12 protein-coding genes and 1 pseudogene are annotated in these 16289 nt (G+C 51.5%); 4 read left to right on the top strand and 9 right to left on the bottom strand.

What is annotated here, in order from left to right:
• Positions 1–67 precede the first annotated feature (67 nt).
• The 4 genes from MKY82_RS08750 to MKY82_RS08735 all read right to left on the bottom strand — a co-directional run bounded on the left by MKY82_RS08750 (position 68) and on the right by MKY82_RS08735 (position 5187).
• Complete coding sequence (locus MKY82_RS08750) at positions 68–1231, bottom strand: iron-containing alcohol dehydrogenase (protein WP_339295953.1); 1164 nt, start codon at positions 1229–1231, stop codon at positions 68–70.
• A gap of 177 nt (positions 1232–1408) precedes the next feature.
• Positions 1409–2998 carry a UDP-glucose--hexose-1-phosphate uridylyltransferase gene (locus tag MKY82_RS08745; protein WP_339222634.1) on the bottom strand — a complete coding sequence of 530 codons (1590 nt, stop codon included), beginning with the start codon at positions 2996–2998 and terminating at the stop codon, positions 1409–1411.
• Between the two features lie 19 nt (positions 2999–3017).
• Entirely contained in the window at positions 3018–4007 is a 990-nt protein-coding gene (gene galE, locus MKY82_RS08740; protein WP_339295952.1) for a UDP-glucose 4-epimerase GalE, read from the bottom strand.
• A 1-nt stretch (position 4008) separates the two neighbouring features.
• Complete coding sequence (locus tag MKY82_RS08735; RefSeq protein WP_339295951.1) at positions 4009–5187, bottom strand: galactokinase; 1179 nt, start codon at positions 5185–5187, stop codon at positions 4009–4011.
• Between the two features lie 193 nt (positions 5188–5380).
• Here MKY82_RS08735 and MKY82_RS08730 point away from each other — a divergent pair, with 193 nt between their 5' ends.
• Positions 5381–6241, top strand: coding sequence for an AraC family transcriptional regulator (locus MKY82_RS08730; RefSeq protein WP_194541532.1), 861 nt, complete (start codon positions 5381–5383; stop codon positions 6239–6241).
• A 132-nt stretch (positions 6242–6373) separates the two neighbouring features.
• Here the strand turns inward: MKY82_RS08730 and mgrA are convergent, their stop codons facing one another.
• The 3 genes from mgrA to MKY82_RS08715 all read right to left on the bottom strand — a co-directional run bounded on the left by mgrA (position 6374) and on the right by MKY82_RS08715 (position 9072).
• Positions 6374–7390, bottom strand: coding sequence for an L-glyceraldehyde 3-phosphate reductase (mgrA, locus tag MKY82_RS08725; protein WP_194545089.1), 1017 nt, complete (start codon positions 7388–7390; stop codon positions 6374–6376).
• A gap of 124 nt (positions 7391–7514) precedes the next feature.
• The gene (locus tag MKY82_RS08720; RefSeq protein ID WP_339222627.1) at positions 7515–8267 is read right to left on the bottom strand and encodes an NAD-dependent protein deacylase; all 753 of its coding nucleotides are present in this window, start codon (positions 8265–8267) and stop codon (positions 7515–7517) included.
• Positions 8268–8304: 37 nt separating this feature from the next.
• Positions 8305–9072 (bottom strand): HAD family hydrolase, encoded by a 768-nt coding sequence (locus MKY82_RS08715; RefSeq protein ID WP_339295950.1) that lies wholly within the window; start codon positions 9070–9072, stop codon positions 8305–8307.
• A gap of 209 nt (positions 9073–9281) precedes the next feature.
• On the opposite strand from MKY82_RS08715, the pseudogene MKY82_RS08710 reads away from it, so the two are divergent.
• Together MKY82_RS08710 and ilvD are read left to right on the top strand one after the other, a co-directional pair.
• Positions 9282–9521, top strand: a pseudogene (locus MKY82_RS08710) (general stress protein); the annotation flags it as partial.
• A gap of 237 nt (positions 9522–9758) precedes the next feature.
• A complete protein-coding gene (gene ilvD, locus MKY82_RS08705) occupies positions 9759–11447 on the top strand; it encodes a dihydroxy-acid dehydratase (protein ID WP_194541529.1) in 1689 nt (562 codons plus the stop codon).
• A gap of 135 nt (positions 11448–11582) precedes the next feature.
• Here ilvD and MKY82_RS08700 read toward each other — a convergent pair whose 3' ends face one another.
• Positions 11583–12965, bottom strand: coding sequence for a polysaccharide deacetylase family protein (locus tag MKY82_RS08700; RefSeq protein ID WP_339295949.1), 1383 nt, complete (start codon positions 12963–12965; stop codon positions 11583–11585).
• Between the two features lie 142 nt (positions 12966–13107).
• Between MKY82_RS08700 and MKY82_RS08695 the strand changes: the two genes are divergently transcribed.
• On the top strand, positions 13108–14271 hold the full coding sequence (locus MKY82_RS08695; protein WP_194541527.1) for an AI-2E family transporter: 1164 nt from the start codon (positions 13108–13110) through the stop codon (positions 14269–14271).
• Here MKY82_RS08695 and MKY82_RS08690 read toward each other — a convergent pair.
• Positions 14220–16010: a penicillin-binding protein 2 gene (locus MKY82_RS08690; protein ID WP_339295948.1), complete on the bottom strand. Its 1791-nt coding sequence runs from the start codon at positions 16008–16010 to the stop codon at positions 14220–14222. The genes MKY82_RS08695 and MKY82_RS08690 overlap by 52 nt on opposite strands.
• Positions 16011–16289 lie beyond the last annotated feature (279 nt).

Here is a 16289-nt window from a genome sequence, read left to right as displayed (position 1 = left end):
TGCACGGCATGAACCGGCAGGCTATAAAACCATTTCAATTCCTTGTCATATAACGACAGGACAACCCTTATAGCGACATCCGATAAATCTCCACGACGTCTTCACGCTGCAGCTTGCGGAAGTTGCCAAAAGGACCAAATCGCATCGCCTTATCGGCCATTGCCTCGATCTGGCTGTCGTCAATATCGTACGCCCCCAACGTGCTTGGCGCACCGATGGAAGTCCAGAAGCTGCGAAGCGCTTCGATCCCTTCCAATCCGATGGCTTCATCGGTTTTTCCTGCCGGGTCAACTCCGAATACGTTCACGGCAAGAGACTTGAAGCGCTGAGGATCCGCACTCCGATTATATTTCATCCAATTCGGGAACAGGATCGCCAAGCCGCCGCCGTGCGGAATGTCGTATACGGCAGATACCGCGTGCTCGATATTATGGGTTCCCCAGTCGCCGGCCATCCCCATATTGATCATGCCGTTCAGCGCCATCGTACCGCAGTACATGATCGTCTCGCGGAGCTCATAGTTCTCCAGGTCCTCAACCAGCTTCGGCGCCGTATCGATAACGGTCCGAAGAATCGTTTCGCAGAAGCCGTCCTGCACTGGCGTATTGGTATCCTGGTGGAAATAGTGCTCCAGTACGTGAGACATGATATCCACGATACCGTACACCGTCTGATCCCGCGGAAGGGAGAACGTATGTACAGGGTCAAGAATGGAAAATGCAGGGTAAGCATAAGGGCTACCCCAGCCCATCTTCTCTTGGGTTACTTCATTGGTGATAACGGAGCCGCCGTTCATCTCGGATCCGGTTGCAGCCATCGTAAGCACGGTTCCAAGTGGGAGACCCGCTTGCGGAACGGCTTTGCGTTCGACGAAATCCCACATATCTCCGTCATACTTGGCCCCTACGGCAATGGCCTTGGAGCAGTCAAGGACGCTTCCACCGCCAACGGCCAGTATAAGATCAATGTTATGCTCCCGGCACAATGCCACGCCTTTGTGGACCGTCGACAGGCGCGGATTCGGTTCCACACCGGCAAGCTCCGTTACCACCGCATTCGCTTCCTTCAGTAACGCGATAACCTGATCGTACAGCCCGCTGCGCTTGATGCTGCCGCCACCATATACAAGCAATACGTTCCGGCCGTATTTAGCCACTTCACCACTTAAAGCGCTCAGCTTGCCCTTACCAAAAATCAACTGAGTCGGATTATGAAAGACAAAAGGTCTCATGTACATTACCTCCATCGCATCTGGTTCGCATCTATATTTTATCTTGCATGCTTTTTCATTCTATACCATTCCCCTTATGCAAAACAAACAGCCGTCCTTCTCCAGAAAGATCGGCTGTTTGCATAATGATCAGAGGTATCGTTAACTTCAATACATCGTTTATCCATAAATGAATGTCTATTTGCTGCCTGGGACGTATCCCATATGGCTCAGGAATCGCTGAAATGCCTGTTGTCCTTCTGCCGTCTGTTTATATACCCCGGCATGCTCCAAAATCGTCGTGAATTTGAGGCCGACCTCCCGGCGAATCAGCTCGATCGCCCCGGCTTTATCCAGCGCTGCTGTTTCCTGTCCACGCAGCTCCTCGATCCAGTCCCCGTGGACGGCAAGCGGATGGTCCGCAGCCTTGCTGTCCGCGTACAGCTCCTCGTTCCCTGCAAGGATGTCGGCGATTTGATCGAGCTCTTCCTTAAGCCTGCCCGGCAGGATCGCCAGCCCCATCACTTCGATCAAGCCGATGTTTTCCTTCTTGATGTGGAACATCTCCCGATGAGGATGGAAAATCCCTTCCGGATATTGCTCATTCGTGCGATTGTTCCGCAGAACCAGGTCCATCTCGTAGATGCCCTCGTCATTTCGGCGGGCAATCGGAGTAACCGTATTGTGGCGGACGCGCTCTCCGTCCACTTCGCTGAACGCTTCAATGTCCGCTGAAGGATCACTGTAAATTTTCCATGCCTCGTAAATGCCGTTTGCGCATTCAAGAAGCGAATTCCGATCGCTTGAGGATAGTCGAATCACCGACATCGGCCACTTCACGATGGCCACGGATACGTCTGGATAATCCGCGTGCGTAAACCCGGCCACCTTCGGTGCTTTCTGGATCGGGAAGGTATGCCGTCCTCCCTGGAAATGATCATGCGTGAGAATCGAGCCCCCGACAATGGGGAGATCCGCGTTCGATCCGAGAAAATAATGCGGATAAGCATCAACAAAACTCAAAAGGCGGGCAAGCGTCGCTTTGGTCAGCTTCATCGGCACATGGTCATGATGGAATACAATGCAGTGCTCATTATAGTAAACATACGGCGAGTATTGGAAGAACCACGGCTCCCCGTTTAGCTCCAACGGAATAATGCGCAGGTTTTGCCGTGCCGGGTGGTTGACTCTTCCTGCATAACCGACATTCTCGCGGCAGAGCTGGCATTTCGGATAAACCGGCGGAGGCAGCAGTTTAGCCATGGCGATTTCCTTCGGGCTTTTCTCCGGCTTGGAGAGATTGATGGTGATCTCAATATCGCCATACGGGCTGGCGTGCCGCCAGTATTCATTTTTGGCTACGCGATCCATGCGAATGTAGTTGGAGTCGATGCAGAGATTGTAAAATTGGCGGGTTGCCGCAATGATCCCCTGCTCCTGCTGGACCGTCCGGAACTGAGCCGTTACGTCCGAAGGTCTCGCCATGAGCCGACCCATGATTTTAGCGTCCAGCAAATCCCGATACGTATCGGTATTCTCGGGAATCATTCCATGCGCTGCACCGTAATCGATCATTACGTCGAGCATGGCCTGCGGCCCATCCGGTACAGGGCCGTTCACTTCGTCTCCGTACGGCTCGCTGAACCCGAAATCCTCCAGCAGCAGATTGCGGCTGTAATCCGCGTCCGCTGCCTGGATAAGACCTTTATGAAGTGCAAAACGCACGAGCATTTCAATTGCATGAAGAACCTGCTTGGATTCGGGAGTTCCTGATGTTGCTGCATTCATGGTCCTCGTCCCCCTTGGATTAATTGTCACCGTAACCGTCCGGGTGACTGCTGTGCCATTTCCATGCGCTCTCGATAATCTCTTCCAGCGTCGTTCTGGATGGGGTCCATCCGAGAACGGTACGTGCTTTATCCGAAGATGCTACCAACACGGCAGGGTCACCGGCACGCCGTGCCTCCATGACAACCGGAATGTCAGCACCCGTCACCTGCTTTGAGGTCTCGATAACCTCCTTAACCGAGAATCCGAGTCCATTGCCGAGGTTAAACACATTGCTGGCCTCTCCGCGGCGGAGGTAATCAACCGCGCGCAGATGAGCGTTCGCAAGATCGCTGACGTGAATGTAGTCACGGACACAAGTGCCGTCAGGTGTTGAATAATCGTCGCCAAACACCGAGATGCTTGGGCGCTGTTTCAAAGCGGTTTGCAGGACAAGCGGGATCAGATGGCTCTCCGGACGGTGATCCTCGCCGATTTTTCCGCTGGCATGCGATCCGGCTGCATTGAAGTAACGAAGGGACACATACTTCACGCCAAGCACGGTATCAAACCAGGACATCATCCGTTCCATCATCAGCTTGGTTTCTCCGTACACGTTCGTCGGCTGCGTACGGTCCGTTTCCTCGATCGGCACCTTCTCAGGCTCGCCGTAGGTTGCTGCCGTTGACGAGAAGACGATCTTCCGGACACCCGCTTCATTCATGGCTTCCAGCAGGCACAGCGTTCCGTATACGTTGTTATCGTAATATTTCACCGGATCCTTCATGCTCTCGCCAACCAGTGAATTCGCGGCAAAGTGGATAACGGCATCAATATCGTTTTCCGAGAACAACTGCTTCAGCAGCGCCTTGTCGCGCAGATCGCCGACATACAGCTTTCCACCCAGCAGCGCTTCGCGATGTCCCGTCTCCAGGCTGTCGATCACAACAACTTCTTCCCCTTGCTCCAACAGCTCCGCTACGGTATGAGAACCGATATAACCCGCACCGCCAGTCACTAAAATAGCCATATTATTCGCCCTCCTTCAATTCATGCACACCTTGACCTACGCCGCATACATAGAAGTCCGGCTTCAGTCCCGTTCTGGCTTCGTACTGCTGCCCCACCTCCGCAATGAAACGCTCCACCGCATCCTCGTGTACGAGAGATACCGTACAGCCTCCAAAGCCGGCTCCTGTCATTCTGGAACCCAGCGTGCCCGGAATCCGCTGTGCTTCTTCCACCAGCGCATCCAGCTCGTCGCCCGTTACTTCGTACAGATAACGCAAGGAGTCGTGGGACTGATTCATAAATTGTCCGAATGCTTCCAGATCTCCGTTCCTCAAGGCCTTCACGGAATCATGCACACGTTGGTTTTCCTCAACGACATGCTGAGCACGTCTACGGACGGTTTCATCCCGGATGCTGTCCTGTAGGCTGGCGAATTGATCCGGATTCAGCTGAGCGAGATACGATAACGCCGGCAGCTCCTTCTGCAAAATTTCCAATGCGCGGTCACACTCGCTGCGGCGTTCATTGTATTTGGAATCCACGAGTCCGCGCCGTTTGTTGGTATTTGAAATCACGATTTTGTAAGCTCCGGTCCGGAACGGCACCAGTTCATATTCGAGCGTATCGCACATCAACAGAATGGCATGATCCTGCTTGCCGTTGGCTACGGCGAATTGATCCATAATGCCGGAGTTGACGCCGACGAACAGGTTCTCCACCCGCTGCGAGAGCTTCGCAATCTCCACCGTATCCGTCTCCTTGCCTTCCATCTTCAAGAAGGCGTAAGCCGTGACCACTTCGATGGAAGCCGAGGAAGAGAGACCCGCGCCGTTCGGGATATCCCCATGGTAGAGCAGGTCGTAACCGCTGCTAAGGTTACAGCCGATTTTATTCAGCTCCGTTATGACGCCAATCGGATAATCTGTCCACTGATCGCTTTTGTAGCCATAATCCTCATCCAGGCTGATCGTTAATTCATAAGGGATATTGGTGGATGAAAAGCTCACCTTGTTATCGTCGCGAGGCCTTATAATCAAGGTCGTGCCAAACTCCAAGGCAGCCGGGAGCACGTAGCCTCCGTTATAATCCAAATGCTCCCCGATCAGATTCACGCGGCCGGGCGCGTTAAATATGCGAACCTTATGCTGGCTCTCACCGTGCTTGTCCATAAATCTTTCCATAAGCTGTTCCGTCGTCACTGCCCATCACTCCATCCTGTACATATGGTAGTTTTACTGTCTTCAGTATAATGGAAATCTCGTTAACCGATAATGAAATCTTGTGCGTTACATATGGATTTATGTGACTTCTGGAGGTACAATTAATTCATGAAATCAACGATGTCTTCACAGTTCCTCTTTTTCCCAAACTTATTGTAAAGGAAAATGAATAATGAAACCAACCTATTCTGTTGCTTCCAATCCTGCGCAGCAAGGCAGCGATTCGCTTCACGTCCGATTCGCCGGCGAGAGCCAGACCCTGCCGGAGCATGCATTGGGTCCGAAAATATACGATCATTACTTATTGCATATTATCGAGTCGGGACATGGCATATTTCGAACCGAAACCGACAGTTATCAGCTCGGCCCCGGCGACTGTTTCCTGATCCATCCCGGTCAAATTGTCAGTTATGTATCTGATGCGAGCCATCCCTGGCGTTACCGATGGGTCGCCTTTGATGGAGAACACGCCGGCGAAGGTGTACACCGTTCGGGACTCACCCCCGAAAAGCCTGTCCTCCATCTCATGGAGAACAACCCGATTCCGGGCTACGTGTCCCTCATTCAGAGCCATTTTCAATCCAGGGAGGAGAGCTCCCATATCGCCGCTATCGGTTATCTGCATTTAATCTGGGCCGAGATCATGAATCGGAGTGACCGACCGTCCCGTTTAACGCTGGCTGAGCCGCAGGTTCAGCGCACGGTGAAGCAGATGATCAGTTATATGGCTTCTCAATACGCCCATCCCGTATCGATTGAACAAATGTGCGCAAGCCTGGGCTACAACCGCGCGTACCTGTCGCGCATCTTCAAGCAGGAAACGGGCATGACTCCGATTACGTATCTGCTTAAATTAAGAATCGACCAATCCAAGCGGCTGCTGCGCGAACGTCCCGATTTGTCCATCGAGCAGGTTTCCGCATCCGTTGGACTCACCGATCCGCTCTATTTCTCGCGTCAGTTCAAGCGTCTCGTCGGTCGATCCCCTACAAGGTACCGCAAGGATATCCTCTCATCATCGACACTTTCTTAACGATATTGTTTGCCCGATATATCTGAACGAAAAAGGAGCGCCTGTCAGGTCTGTCATCCATCCTGAGGCGCTCCATTCATGTAGCTTGGTATCTATGTTATGTGTTCAGCATGCAATCCTTAGTGGTAATCATTATCCCTCTGCAGAAGAGGCGTTCTCCGTTTTCAGAATCGCTTCAATGCGATCCAGTTCTTCCTTCGAGAACTCCAGGTTGTTCAAGGCAGCCACATTGTCTTCGATCTGACTTACCTTGCTTGCCCCAATCAGGGCAGATGTCACCCGGCCGCCGCGGAGGACCCAAGCGAGAGCAAATTGGGCAAGAGTCTGGTTCCGCGCTTGAGCGATTTGATTCAAAGCTCTGATCTTGCGCAGCACTTCTGGCGTGATATTGCTTTCGTTCAAGAATACGGATGCGCTTGCGGCGCGTGAATCGCCGGGCACGCCATTCAAATATTTGTTGGTCAATAGTCCTTGAGCCAGCGGAGTGAAGGCGATGCTTCCGACCCCGTTCTCTTCCAGGACATCGAGCAGCCCGTTCTCCACCCAGCGGTCCAGCATGGAGTAGCTTGGTTGATGGATGAGCAGCGGAGTTCCCAGGCTTTTCAGAATCGAGATCGCTTCCCGCGTCTTCTCCGGCGAATAATTGGAGACTCCGACATATTGCGCCTTGCCTGAACGAACAAGATGGTCCAGCGCTACCATGGTTTCCTCAAGCGGCGTTTCCGGATCCATCCGATGATGATAGAAAATATCGACATAGTCCAGGCCCATACGTTTCAAGCTCTGATCGAGACTTGCAACCAAATATTTACGCGAACCGAAGTCGCCGTAAGGTCCCGGCCACATATGATAGCCCGCTTTGGACGAAATGACGAGCTCATCACGGTATGCCTTAAGATCCCTTGAGAGAACCTTACCGAACGTCTCTTCGGCAGAGCCTGCAGGCGGTCCGTAATTGTTCGCCAGATCGAAGTGGGTAATGCCCAAATCGAAGGAGCGCGTTATCATATTACGCCCGTTTTCATACGTGTCGACACCACCGAAATTATGCCATAATCCAAGGGAGATCGCCGGAAGTTTCAATCCGGATCGCCCCACGCGGTTATACTTCATTCCTTCATAGCGGTCTTCGCTAGCCACATAGGTCACTTGCAATCCCTGCCTCTCTAGTGATAGGTCCATTGCTAAATTCCATCTTATCGTGTTTGGTCGTCCTTTGACAAGAAAACGATTACAGTCATAGGTGCAGCAGCGCCCCAGCCGCCGTCGCAGCCTACGTGCTGATCAGCTTATCCACCTGCGTCATGACCTGACCGATCCGATCCGCAATCAAAAGGCCTGCACGGTGATCGTAAGGGGTTGGATCCGCATTCAACAAAGCTACCTTGCTCCCATGAAAATAGGATATCAAACTCGCAGCGGGATGTACCGTCAGGGAAGTCCCGCCAATAATCAACAAATCTGCCGTCGATATTTCCTGGATCGAGCGCATGATGATGTTCTGATCCAATTCCTCTTCATACAGCACGACATCCGGACGCACCAGTCCACCGCAATCCTTGCAGCGCGGGACGGTTTCCTTGATGTCCAGAATATCCTGTAGGCTGTAGAACCGGGAGCAATCCATGCAATAATTGCGGTGCACAGAGCCATGAAGCTCCAGCACCTCGGAGCATCCGGCGGTCTGATGCAAACCGTCAATATTTTGCGTGATTACCGCCTTCAGCTTACCGTCATGCTCCAGTCTCGACAACAAGCGGTGACAGCCGTTCGGCTGCGCTTGCGGGTGAAGCATCTTGCTTCGGTAAAAGTCGTAAAACACTTCCGGATGGTTCATGAAAAAAGTGTGGCTGAGCATGACCTCCGGCGGATACGGAGATTGGTGCTCGCTCTGGTATAATCCGGCTGCCGAACGGAAGTCAGGAATCCCGCTCTCCGTGGAGGTACCGGCTCCCCCGAAAAAAACAATGTAGTCGCTCGCTTCGATCCATGTTGCCAACTGCTCGATCTTTTCCCTGTTCTCCACTCTTTTACACCTCCGTACAGCCCTTAAAATAACACGTCTACCTGTACACGTCTAATTCATTATAATCGGATATGACGACATCGGCATCTGTCAGATGTACAGGTTCCCCTTCATCTGTCATTAAACCCACAGCCAGAGCGGCGCCTGCTTGCTTCGCCATTTGCATATCCGCGTTGCTGTCACCGATCACCACCGCTTCCTCGGGCATAATCCCAAGCAGGCGGCAAGCGGTCTCCGTCATTTCCGGGTGCGGCTTGCCGTTTCGAACCTGATCTCTTCCCAAAATGGCTGTAAAGGAAGTGTGTAGCCCCATCCACTCCAGCTGTTCCTTGGCATTAGAGGTGTCGTCCGAAGTCACCACGGCCATCTTCACGGACGCCAAGCTGCATTTCTTCAGAAAATTCTCCAGCCCGGGCATCGGGAATGCCGGCTTCTGCTGACGAACCTCATACATGGCGTTTTTCGTAATCTGATGGACCTGCATAATCGCTTCGTTCCAGGGCATTCCTGCAGCGTACAGCTGCCAAGCCAGCAGCCCGTTCGTCTCCTCCACGGTACCCATGGCGAGAGGACCCTGAATGTCGTACCCCGTCACACGACTGTTGGCATCATGCTTAGTGCCCAGCACGTGCTCTTTCGGCACCGTGAAGCCGGCTCCCATTAATCCCAGCCGTTCCTCCATGAACTTGAGCACATAATCGGCCCATCCTCCCCACAGCGCCATGAAATGGAGCAGCGTTCCGTCTTTATCAAACAAAATCCCTTTGCAGGGAACGGTTCGTCCCTTCACTTGAACAAACGGCAATGTTAAAAAACCTCCCTATCCTATTCTTGATCATACTCTTATTAAACCATGAAATAAACTCTGATTTAAGCGGAAATAACGCCGGACTCTGAAATCGATCCAAAATGGAAATTTACCAATCTTTAGTCGAATGTTGTGATTCATGACAAATAAGCCGTGGTAAGTAACATATACGCATAGCAAATACGACGGTAAAGGAGTGATTTGTGATGGCAACAAGCAGCAATCGAAAGATGACCCGCGAAGAAGCAGGACGTCTTGGCGGCGAAGCGACCGCGAAAAAACACAGCCGAGAATTCTACCAGGAAATCGGTAAAAAAGGCGGCAAAGCGACGTCCAAGAACCATAGCCGCGAGTTTTACCAGGAAATCGGTCAAAAGGGCGGCGAAGCCACCTCGCGGAATCATAATCGTGAATTCTATCAGGAAATTGGCCGCAAAGGCGGCAAGAAATAGCATCACCACTCAAAAAGGAGCCTGATCCCACCCTAGGGAAACAGGCTCTTTGCATGCCATCACAGCTGGCGTCTTTCCATCGCTTCCTATTAATATCATGTAGAAAAACCTACCTTTTTGTGATAGACTCATTTAAAACCTATTCGCTGATTACAGGTACCCGGCTGCTTTGCCGGAAGACCGCGCTAAAGCGTAACAATTTTATAATAGATCTGGGGGGAAATCGACATCATGACAACCAAAAAAATGCGTTCAGACATGATCAAAAAAGGCTTTGACCGCGCGCCGCACCGCAGCCTTCTGCGTGCAGCAGGCGTTAAGGAAGAGGATTTCGGCAAACCGTTCATCGCCGTATGTAACTCTTACATCGACATCGTTCCGGGTCATGTGCATCTTCAGGAATTCGGTAAAATCGTGAAGGAAGCGATCCGTGAAGCTGGCGGCGTTCCGTTCGAGTTCAACACCATCGGCGTGGATGACGGAATTGCCATGGGTCATATCGGCATGCGCTACTCGCTGCCAAGCCGCGAGATCATAGCGGATTCCCTAGAAACCGTCGTATCGGCTCACTGGTTCGATGGCATGGTGTGTATCCCGAACTGTGACAAAATCACGCCCGGCATGCTGATGGGTGCCCTGCGCGTCAATATCCCTACGGTGTTTGTCAGCGGCGGGCCGATGAAAGCCGGCGTGGACAGCAAAGGCCGCAAATTGTCCCTGACCTCCGTATTTGAAGGCGTCGGCGCTCACCAGGTCGGCAAAATCAATGATGATGAGCTCCTGGAACTGGAACAATTCGGTTGTCCAACCTGCGGTTCCTGCTCCGGCATGTTCACCGCTAACTCCATGAACTGTCTAGCCGAAGCGCTGGGTCTTGCTCTCCCGGGTAATGGTACCATTCTTGCCATCGCCGAAGAGCGTAAAGAATTCGTCAAGCAATCCGCCAAACAATTGATGGAACTCGTCAAAATGGACCTCAAGCCGCGTGATATCGTAACCGTTGAAGCAATCGACAACGCGTTTGCGCTGGATATGGCGATGGGCGGGTCCACCAACACCGTGCTCCATACGCTGGCTCTCGCACAAGAAGCCGGTCTCGATTACCCGCTGGAGCGGATCAACGAAGTTGCTGACCGCGTTCCTCACATCTCCAAGCTGGCTCCAGCTTCGGATTACTTTATTGAAGATGTACACTTGGCAGGCGGTGTGAGCGCGGTTCTGCATGAGCTTCTCAAGAAGCCGGGCGCACTACACGGGGATTGCATCACCGTAACGGGCAAGACGCTGGCCGAGAATGTAGCGGGCTGTGAAATCCAGGATGAGAACGTCATCCATCCGATCGATTCCCCGTATTCCGAACGCGGCGGTCTCGCGGTACTGTATGGCAATCTGGCTCCTGAAGGTTCTATCATCAAAGTCGGTGCCGTTGATCCATCGGTTGGCGGATACCATAAAGGGCCTGCTATCTGCTTTAACTCTCAGGACGAGGCGCTTAGCGGAATTGCCAACGGCAAGGTCAAGGAAGGTCATGTGGTTGTCATTCGTTATGAAGGGCCTAAGGGCGGACCGGGTATGCCGGAAATGCTGGCGCCGACCTCACAGATCGCAGGTATGGGGCTTGGAGCCAAAGTCGGTCTGATCACAGACGGACGCTTCTCCGGTGCTTCCCGTGGTATCAGCATCGGCCATATCTCGCCGGAAGCGGCGGAAGGCGGACCTATCGCTTTCGTTGAAGACGGTGATATCATCGAGCTTGACCTGAATAACCGGACCATTCAATTGCTGGACGTTTCCGATGAGGAAATGGCTGTACGCCGCAGCAAATGGGTTGACTTCGAACCGAAGGTGAAGACCGGTTATCTTGCTCGCTACTCGAAGCTTGTTACGAACGCCAGCTCAGGCGGCGTATTGAAAATCTAATTCATCATTCGTACAAAGCAAAGGGGTTATCCCTCGCAGGCATTGAAGCCTGCGGGGATAACCCCTTTTTTTATATCCACATCACATCTATGAGATAATCCATACATAATGACAGTAAACCATCGATTCGATGAACTACATGCCCTGCGATGCACCGGCAACCGCCAGGTCAGCCACATGTTCCTGCTCTATTTCCTGCTGCTCCTCGGATGGAGGCTGAACCTGACCCCTCTTCTCAGCATAACGCCCGATCAGAACATCCACCGGCATCATCAGCATTTTTGGCTCCATGATCTGACTGCCCTCTTTAAGACGGGCCTGCCCTTTCGGATGAATAACGCTAAGCAGCAGCTTCAGATACAGTCTGGACGAGCTTGCAAACAGTCCCCGCGGTAAATCCATGACATGAAATCCGAATTGCTCCGGTCCCCGTGAAATCATGGTTACAGCATACAATCCCCTGATATCCTTGTACTCAGGCCGTTCCAATACCATATTAGCCAGAGAAGGCAGATCTTTCTGCACGGCACGAATCATTTTGATGGCGAGCTGTACTTCCGAACGGGAGCGGCTGCCGATCTCAAACAATTTTTTGTTATCAAAATGGAGCTCCAGCACCTGGTCTCCCTTTTCAAGCTGGCTGCCATCTTCCATCACGACCGTTTTGCCGGTAAAAGCGCGCTTTCGGAAATGCAGCATCGGATCTGCCGGCGAGACCGTTTTGAGCGCAAATACCGCATGAAATCCTTTTTCCCACAGAAGCCACAACGAGACGATCATACGCTTCAGAGGAGACAGCTTCTTCGCTTTCGCTTTGCTTTCCTTCGCCATCATATCGTCGATTCGGATGCTTCTCATTCCCTTCTGCTCTGCGGCTTTCAGAACACGTTCCAGCGCGATCAGCATTTGCTCCGGTGCATCGGGATTCGCCCCCATCGTCGTACCGCAGTCATGTAAGAGCATAACCTCACCACCGTTAAGCTTGGAAAGCATTCGCTGGGTCAGCTTGTCGGCGCCGATCTTGCTCCGCCAATCATTAAACATTGAGGACCATAGGATGATCCGGCAGCCGGTATTCTTGGCAAAATCGAATAAATTCACGATTCCCCAGGGCGGTCTGTAATAACTCGATCGTTCACCGGTGATAGAGTAAATAATATCATCCGTGCGCTTGACTTGTTTACGGACGGTGACCGGCCGCATGAACCAATTGCTCTTGTGAACATAGTTGTGAATCCCGATCAGATGACCTTCACTATGAATGCGTTTTACAACTTCTGGATGCTTCTCGGCATGGGAACCCACCAGGAAAAACGTCGCCTTCATATTATACTGCTTCAAAAGATCCAGAAGTCTTGGTGTATAGATCGGATCAGGACCATCATCAAAGGTTAAGGCAAAGTCGTTCGAACCTGTTCCCCTGCGAAATACTCGGAAACCAAATATCCGGGTCAAGATGCCGGGAATAAATGCATAAAAAGATGAAAGGTAAAACAACCATAGCAGTAATGTTTGCATGCTAACTCCCCGCTTTTTATTTCTTTTTCTAATGAACCCACTATTATTATTTTAGCATAGCACTTAAAGAAATAGGCTTTTTTTTCACAAATCGTGTACAATGATATCAATTAATAAAGTATAAAGGAGCCGATATCCCACTATGCTTCCCTTGTATAAAAAATATTGGAGAACCGCCTTTGATATAGGTTTAATCGTGCTTACGGTTTACCTCATCATGTTCATATTCAGCAAGCTGTACCAAATTGCGGCTCCGGTGTTTTTATCTTTCCTCGTTTTCCTGATTATCGAGCCTTTCTCCAAATTTTTGCACCGCAGGGGGCTCCCGAAACCATTTGCCGCGGCTATATCCGTTCTGCTCTTCCTGCTCGTCATCCTGGGCGTCCTGTTCGGAGCAGGGGCTCTCATCGTGTCGCAGTTCATGAACCTGCAGGATAATTTGCCGGCTTACACCCAAACGATCCAAAAACATTTCTCGGAAACCCTCATATTCCTGCAGACCAGGCTCGACGCCCTGCCACCGGATCTGACAGAACGTCTGAACGGTTATTTCCAGGACATCACTACCTTTGCCCAAGGTGCTGCAGAATCATTTTTCCATTATGTCGTCGGATTTATGGGGTCATTCTCCTCGTTCATCGCGAATTTCGGGGTTGCGATTATCCTTGCCTTCTTCCTGAGCACTGAGATCGGCAGCTGGCGGAGAATCGCCAAAGACAAGACGCCGAGAACCCTCAAGACGGCTTTTGTTTTCCTCAAAGATAATGTATTCAAGGCAATTGGCTCCTATTTAAAAGCTCAGATGAAGCTGGTCAGCATTACCTTTGTTATTGTATATATAGGACTTCTGATATTAGGTACGGGGAATTCGCTGTCCGTTGCGCTCATCTGCGCCGTGTTCGATGTATTGCCGCTGCTGGGTGTTCCCGTTATTCTTATTCCGTGGATTACCTATTTGTTCATCGTCGGGAACACGGGACTCGCCATTGGCTTGATCGTGCTGCTTGCCGTGGTTGTCATTTCCAGACAGCTGCTCGAGCCTAAAATTACAGGAAACTCGATCGGGGTATCCTCTGCGTTTCTGATGTTGTCCTTTATGATGATCTCGCTGTCCATTTTTGGAGTTGCCGGTTTGATCCTGGCGCCCATTCTGCTGATTCTCATCAAGGAACTGCTTACGCAGGGATATCTGAAGCAGTGGATCCGGCTGCCGAGTGAAGAATTCGATGTGTCTCCATGGGACATGTCCCGCTCTTACGCAGAGCCGGAAGCCGATTCAACCGAAGCCAAGAAATCGGAAACCTGACCGAATATGTCGGTTGCCTGATTGCTGCTGTTCGGGTTCCGATTCTCAACCAATACAGCCACGGCATAACGTGGCTTCTCCACTGGGCCGTACCCGACAAACCACTGGTTGTTTCGGGTACGGCCTTTCACTGTTACCTGGGCCGTACCGGATTTACCTGCAAGAGTCCATATGCGATTTTTTAATGAGCTGCCTGTTCCCTCTTCGACAACCTCCTCCATCCACTCGAGCAGAATGGAAGAGGTTTCCCGGGAAATACCTTTTCCAGATGTTCGTTCCTTTAAAGGGTCCGTATCTTGCAGCAATTGCCCGTTAGCATACCGGATCTGCTGTAAAATACGGGGCTGGGTCTTCACCCCGCCATGTAGCAGCGTTACCATCGCATTGGCGGCTTGCAGCGGGGATACGGCAGCGTCCCTTTGGCCTATCCCTGTCTGGACTCTAACACCCGCATCAGAGGCGTCCGCCAAGCTGGAAAATACCGTACCCTTCTCTTCATGATCCAACGGCGCAAAAGAACGAAGCCCTAGAAACTGCTGGGATTTCCAGCCTACCGTTTGCCCGAATCCCAGTGCAGAGGCCGCCTCTGCCATTTGCTGAGCGGACAGTCTCTCTGCAAGTGTAGCAAATACGACGTTGCATGATTCCGCGAAGCCTTCACGAAGATCAATCGTTCCATGCCCCCCTTTTTTCCAGCAGGACATTCCGAACTTACCGTATTCGCCATCACAATGGAAATGTTCTCCTTCAGAGCTTAAACCATGCTCAAGTACGGCTGCAGCCGTGACCAGCTTGAAGATGGACCCTGGTGTGGCTGCCTTCAACCCGCGATTCTCCCACTGACCATCCTTCGGGTGAATCTGCTCCGGATTGTAGAATGGTCTTGAAACCATGGCCACGATATCCGCATTGCGGGCATCCAGCACAACAACCGCCCCTTCTTTCATGCCCGCTTTCTCCGTTATAGCCTCAATCCCTTGTTGAATATCGATATCAATCGTGGTGGATATCCGTAATGGATAGTACCGATTGTCAGGCGCCTTCACCATGGGCTTGATATCCTGAATGACTTCATTAGTACTGTTAACCGGAAAATAGACAATGGTCGGCCCTTCCCCCCGTATCAACGAATCCATCGTTTTCTCCAATCCACTGGTTCCGGTAACCACTGGATAATCGTCAAAGAACAGGCTTTCCTTACGCTGACCGGACACAAAACCAAGCCACTGCATTCCCGATTGGCGATTGCCATATCGCTGCTCATAGGGAAGAACCTTGAGTTTCGGTAGTTCAAGCTCTTGAATCTGCGCAATCTCATCTTTGGTTAAGGAACGAGGAATGAGGGATTTGTCCCCATGCCACAATTCTGGTTCCTTTAACTTACCCCAGGTCTGTATCAAATGATCCTTATTTGTTCCCAGTATACGGGCCAGCTTCACTAACTGATGATGGGAGTTCTTTAGTTCCTGCTCGCCAGCAGGAAACATCACGGCTGCCCAGATAAGTTTGCCCGTGAGCGGTTTTCCGTTCCGATCCGTAAAATGACCGCGACCCGAATCCAGCACAAGGCCCCGCTCCCTCTGGATCAGCGATGCCTCTACCATCGTATGCCGGCTGCCGGGAACACGCTGATGCTTCATCACAAGCTGCACCCATGCAAGGCGCAGCGTCAATACGGCGATTAAAAGCGTGAGTATCAGCCATCCGTATGTAATTCGCTTATTGCGGATAAGCCTCATGTCTTGCTCCTCCAATATGGTCGATGTCTCATCATTATTTCCATATGGAAGCTGCCTCAATCACCCTCGCTTCTCTACCAAAATGAGCTCTCCAGAAAAGACACCTCCTGATTAAAACGTTGACTCTTAATCCGGTTTCTTTGGCTGCTTCCAGGGCGGGTCACCATATTTGTGCAAATACTGATTTATTTTGAATAGGGTGAACGGAACAATGATGAGCAGGAGTGTGCATATCACAACAAGCGGATTTAACAAAAGGTCATAGCGAAGGTCCATCAT

This window comes from Paenibacillus sp. FSL W7-1279 (assembly GCF_037969845.1).
GTDB lineage: Bacteria > Bacillota > Bacilli > Paenibacillales > Paenibacillaceae > Paenibacillus_AQ.
This window is presented reverse-complemented; position numbering and strand designations above follow the sequence as displayed.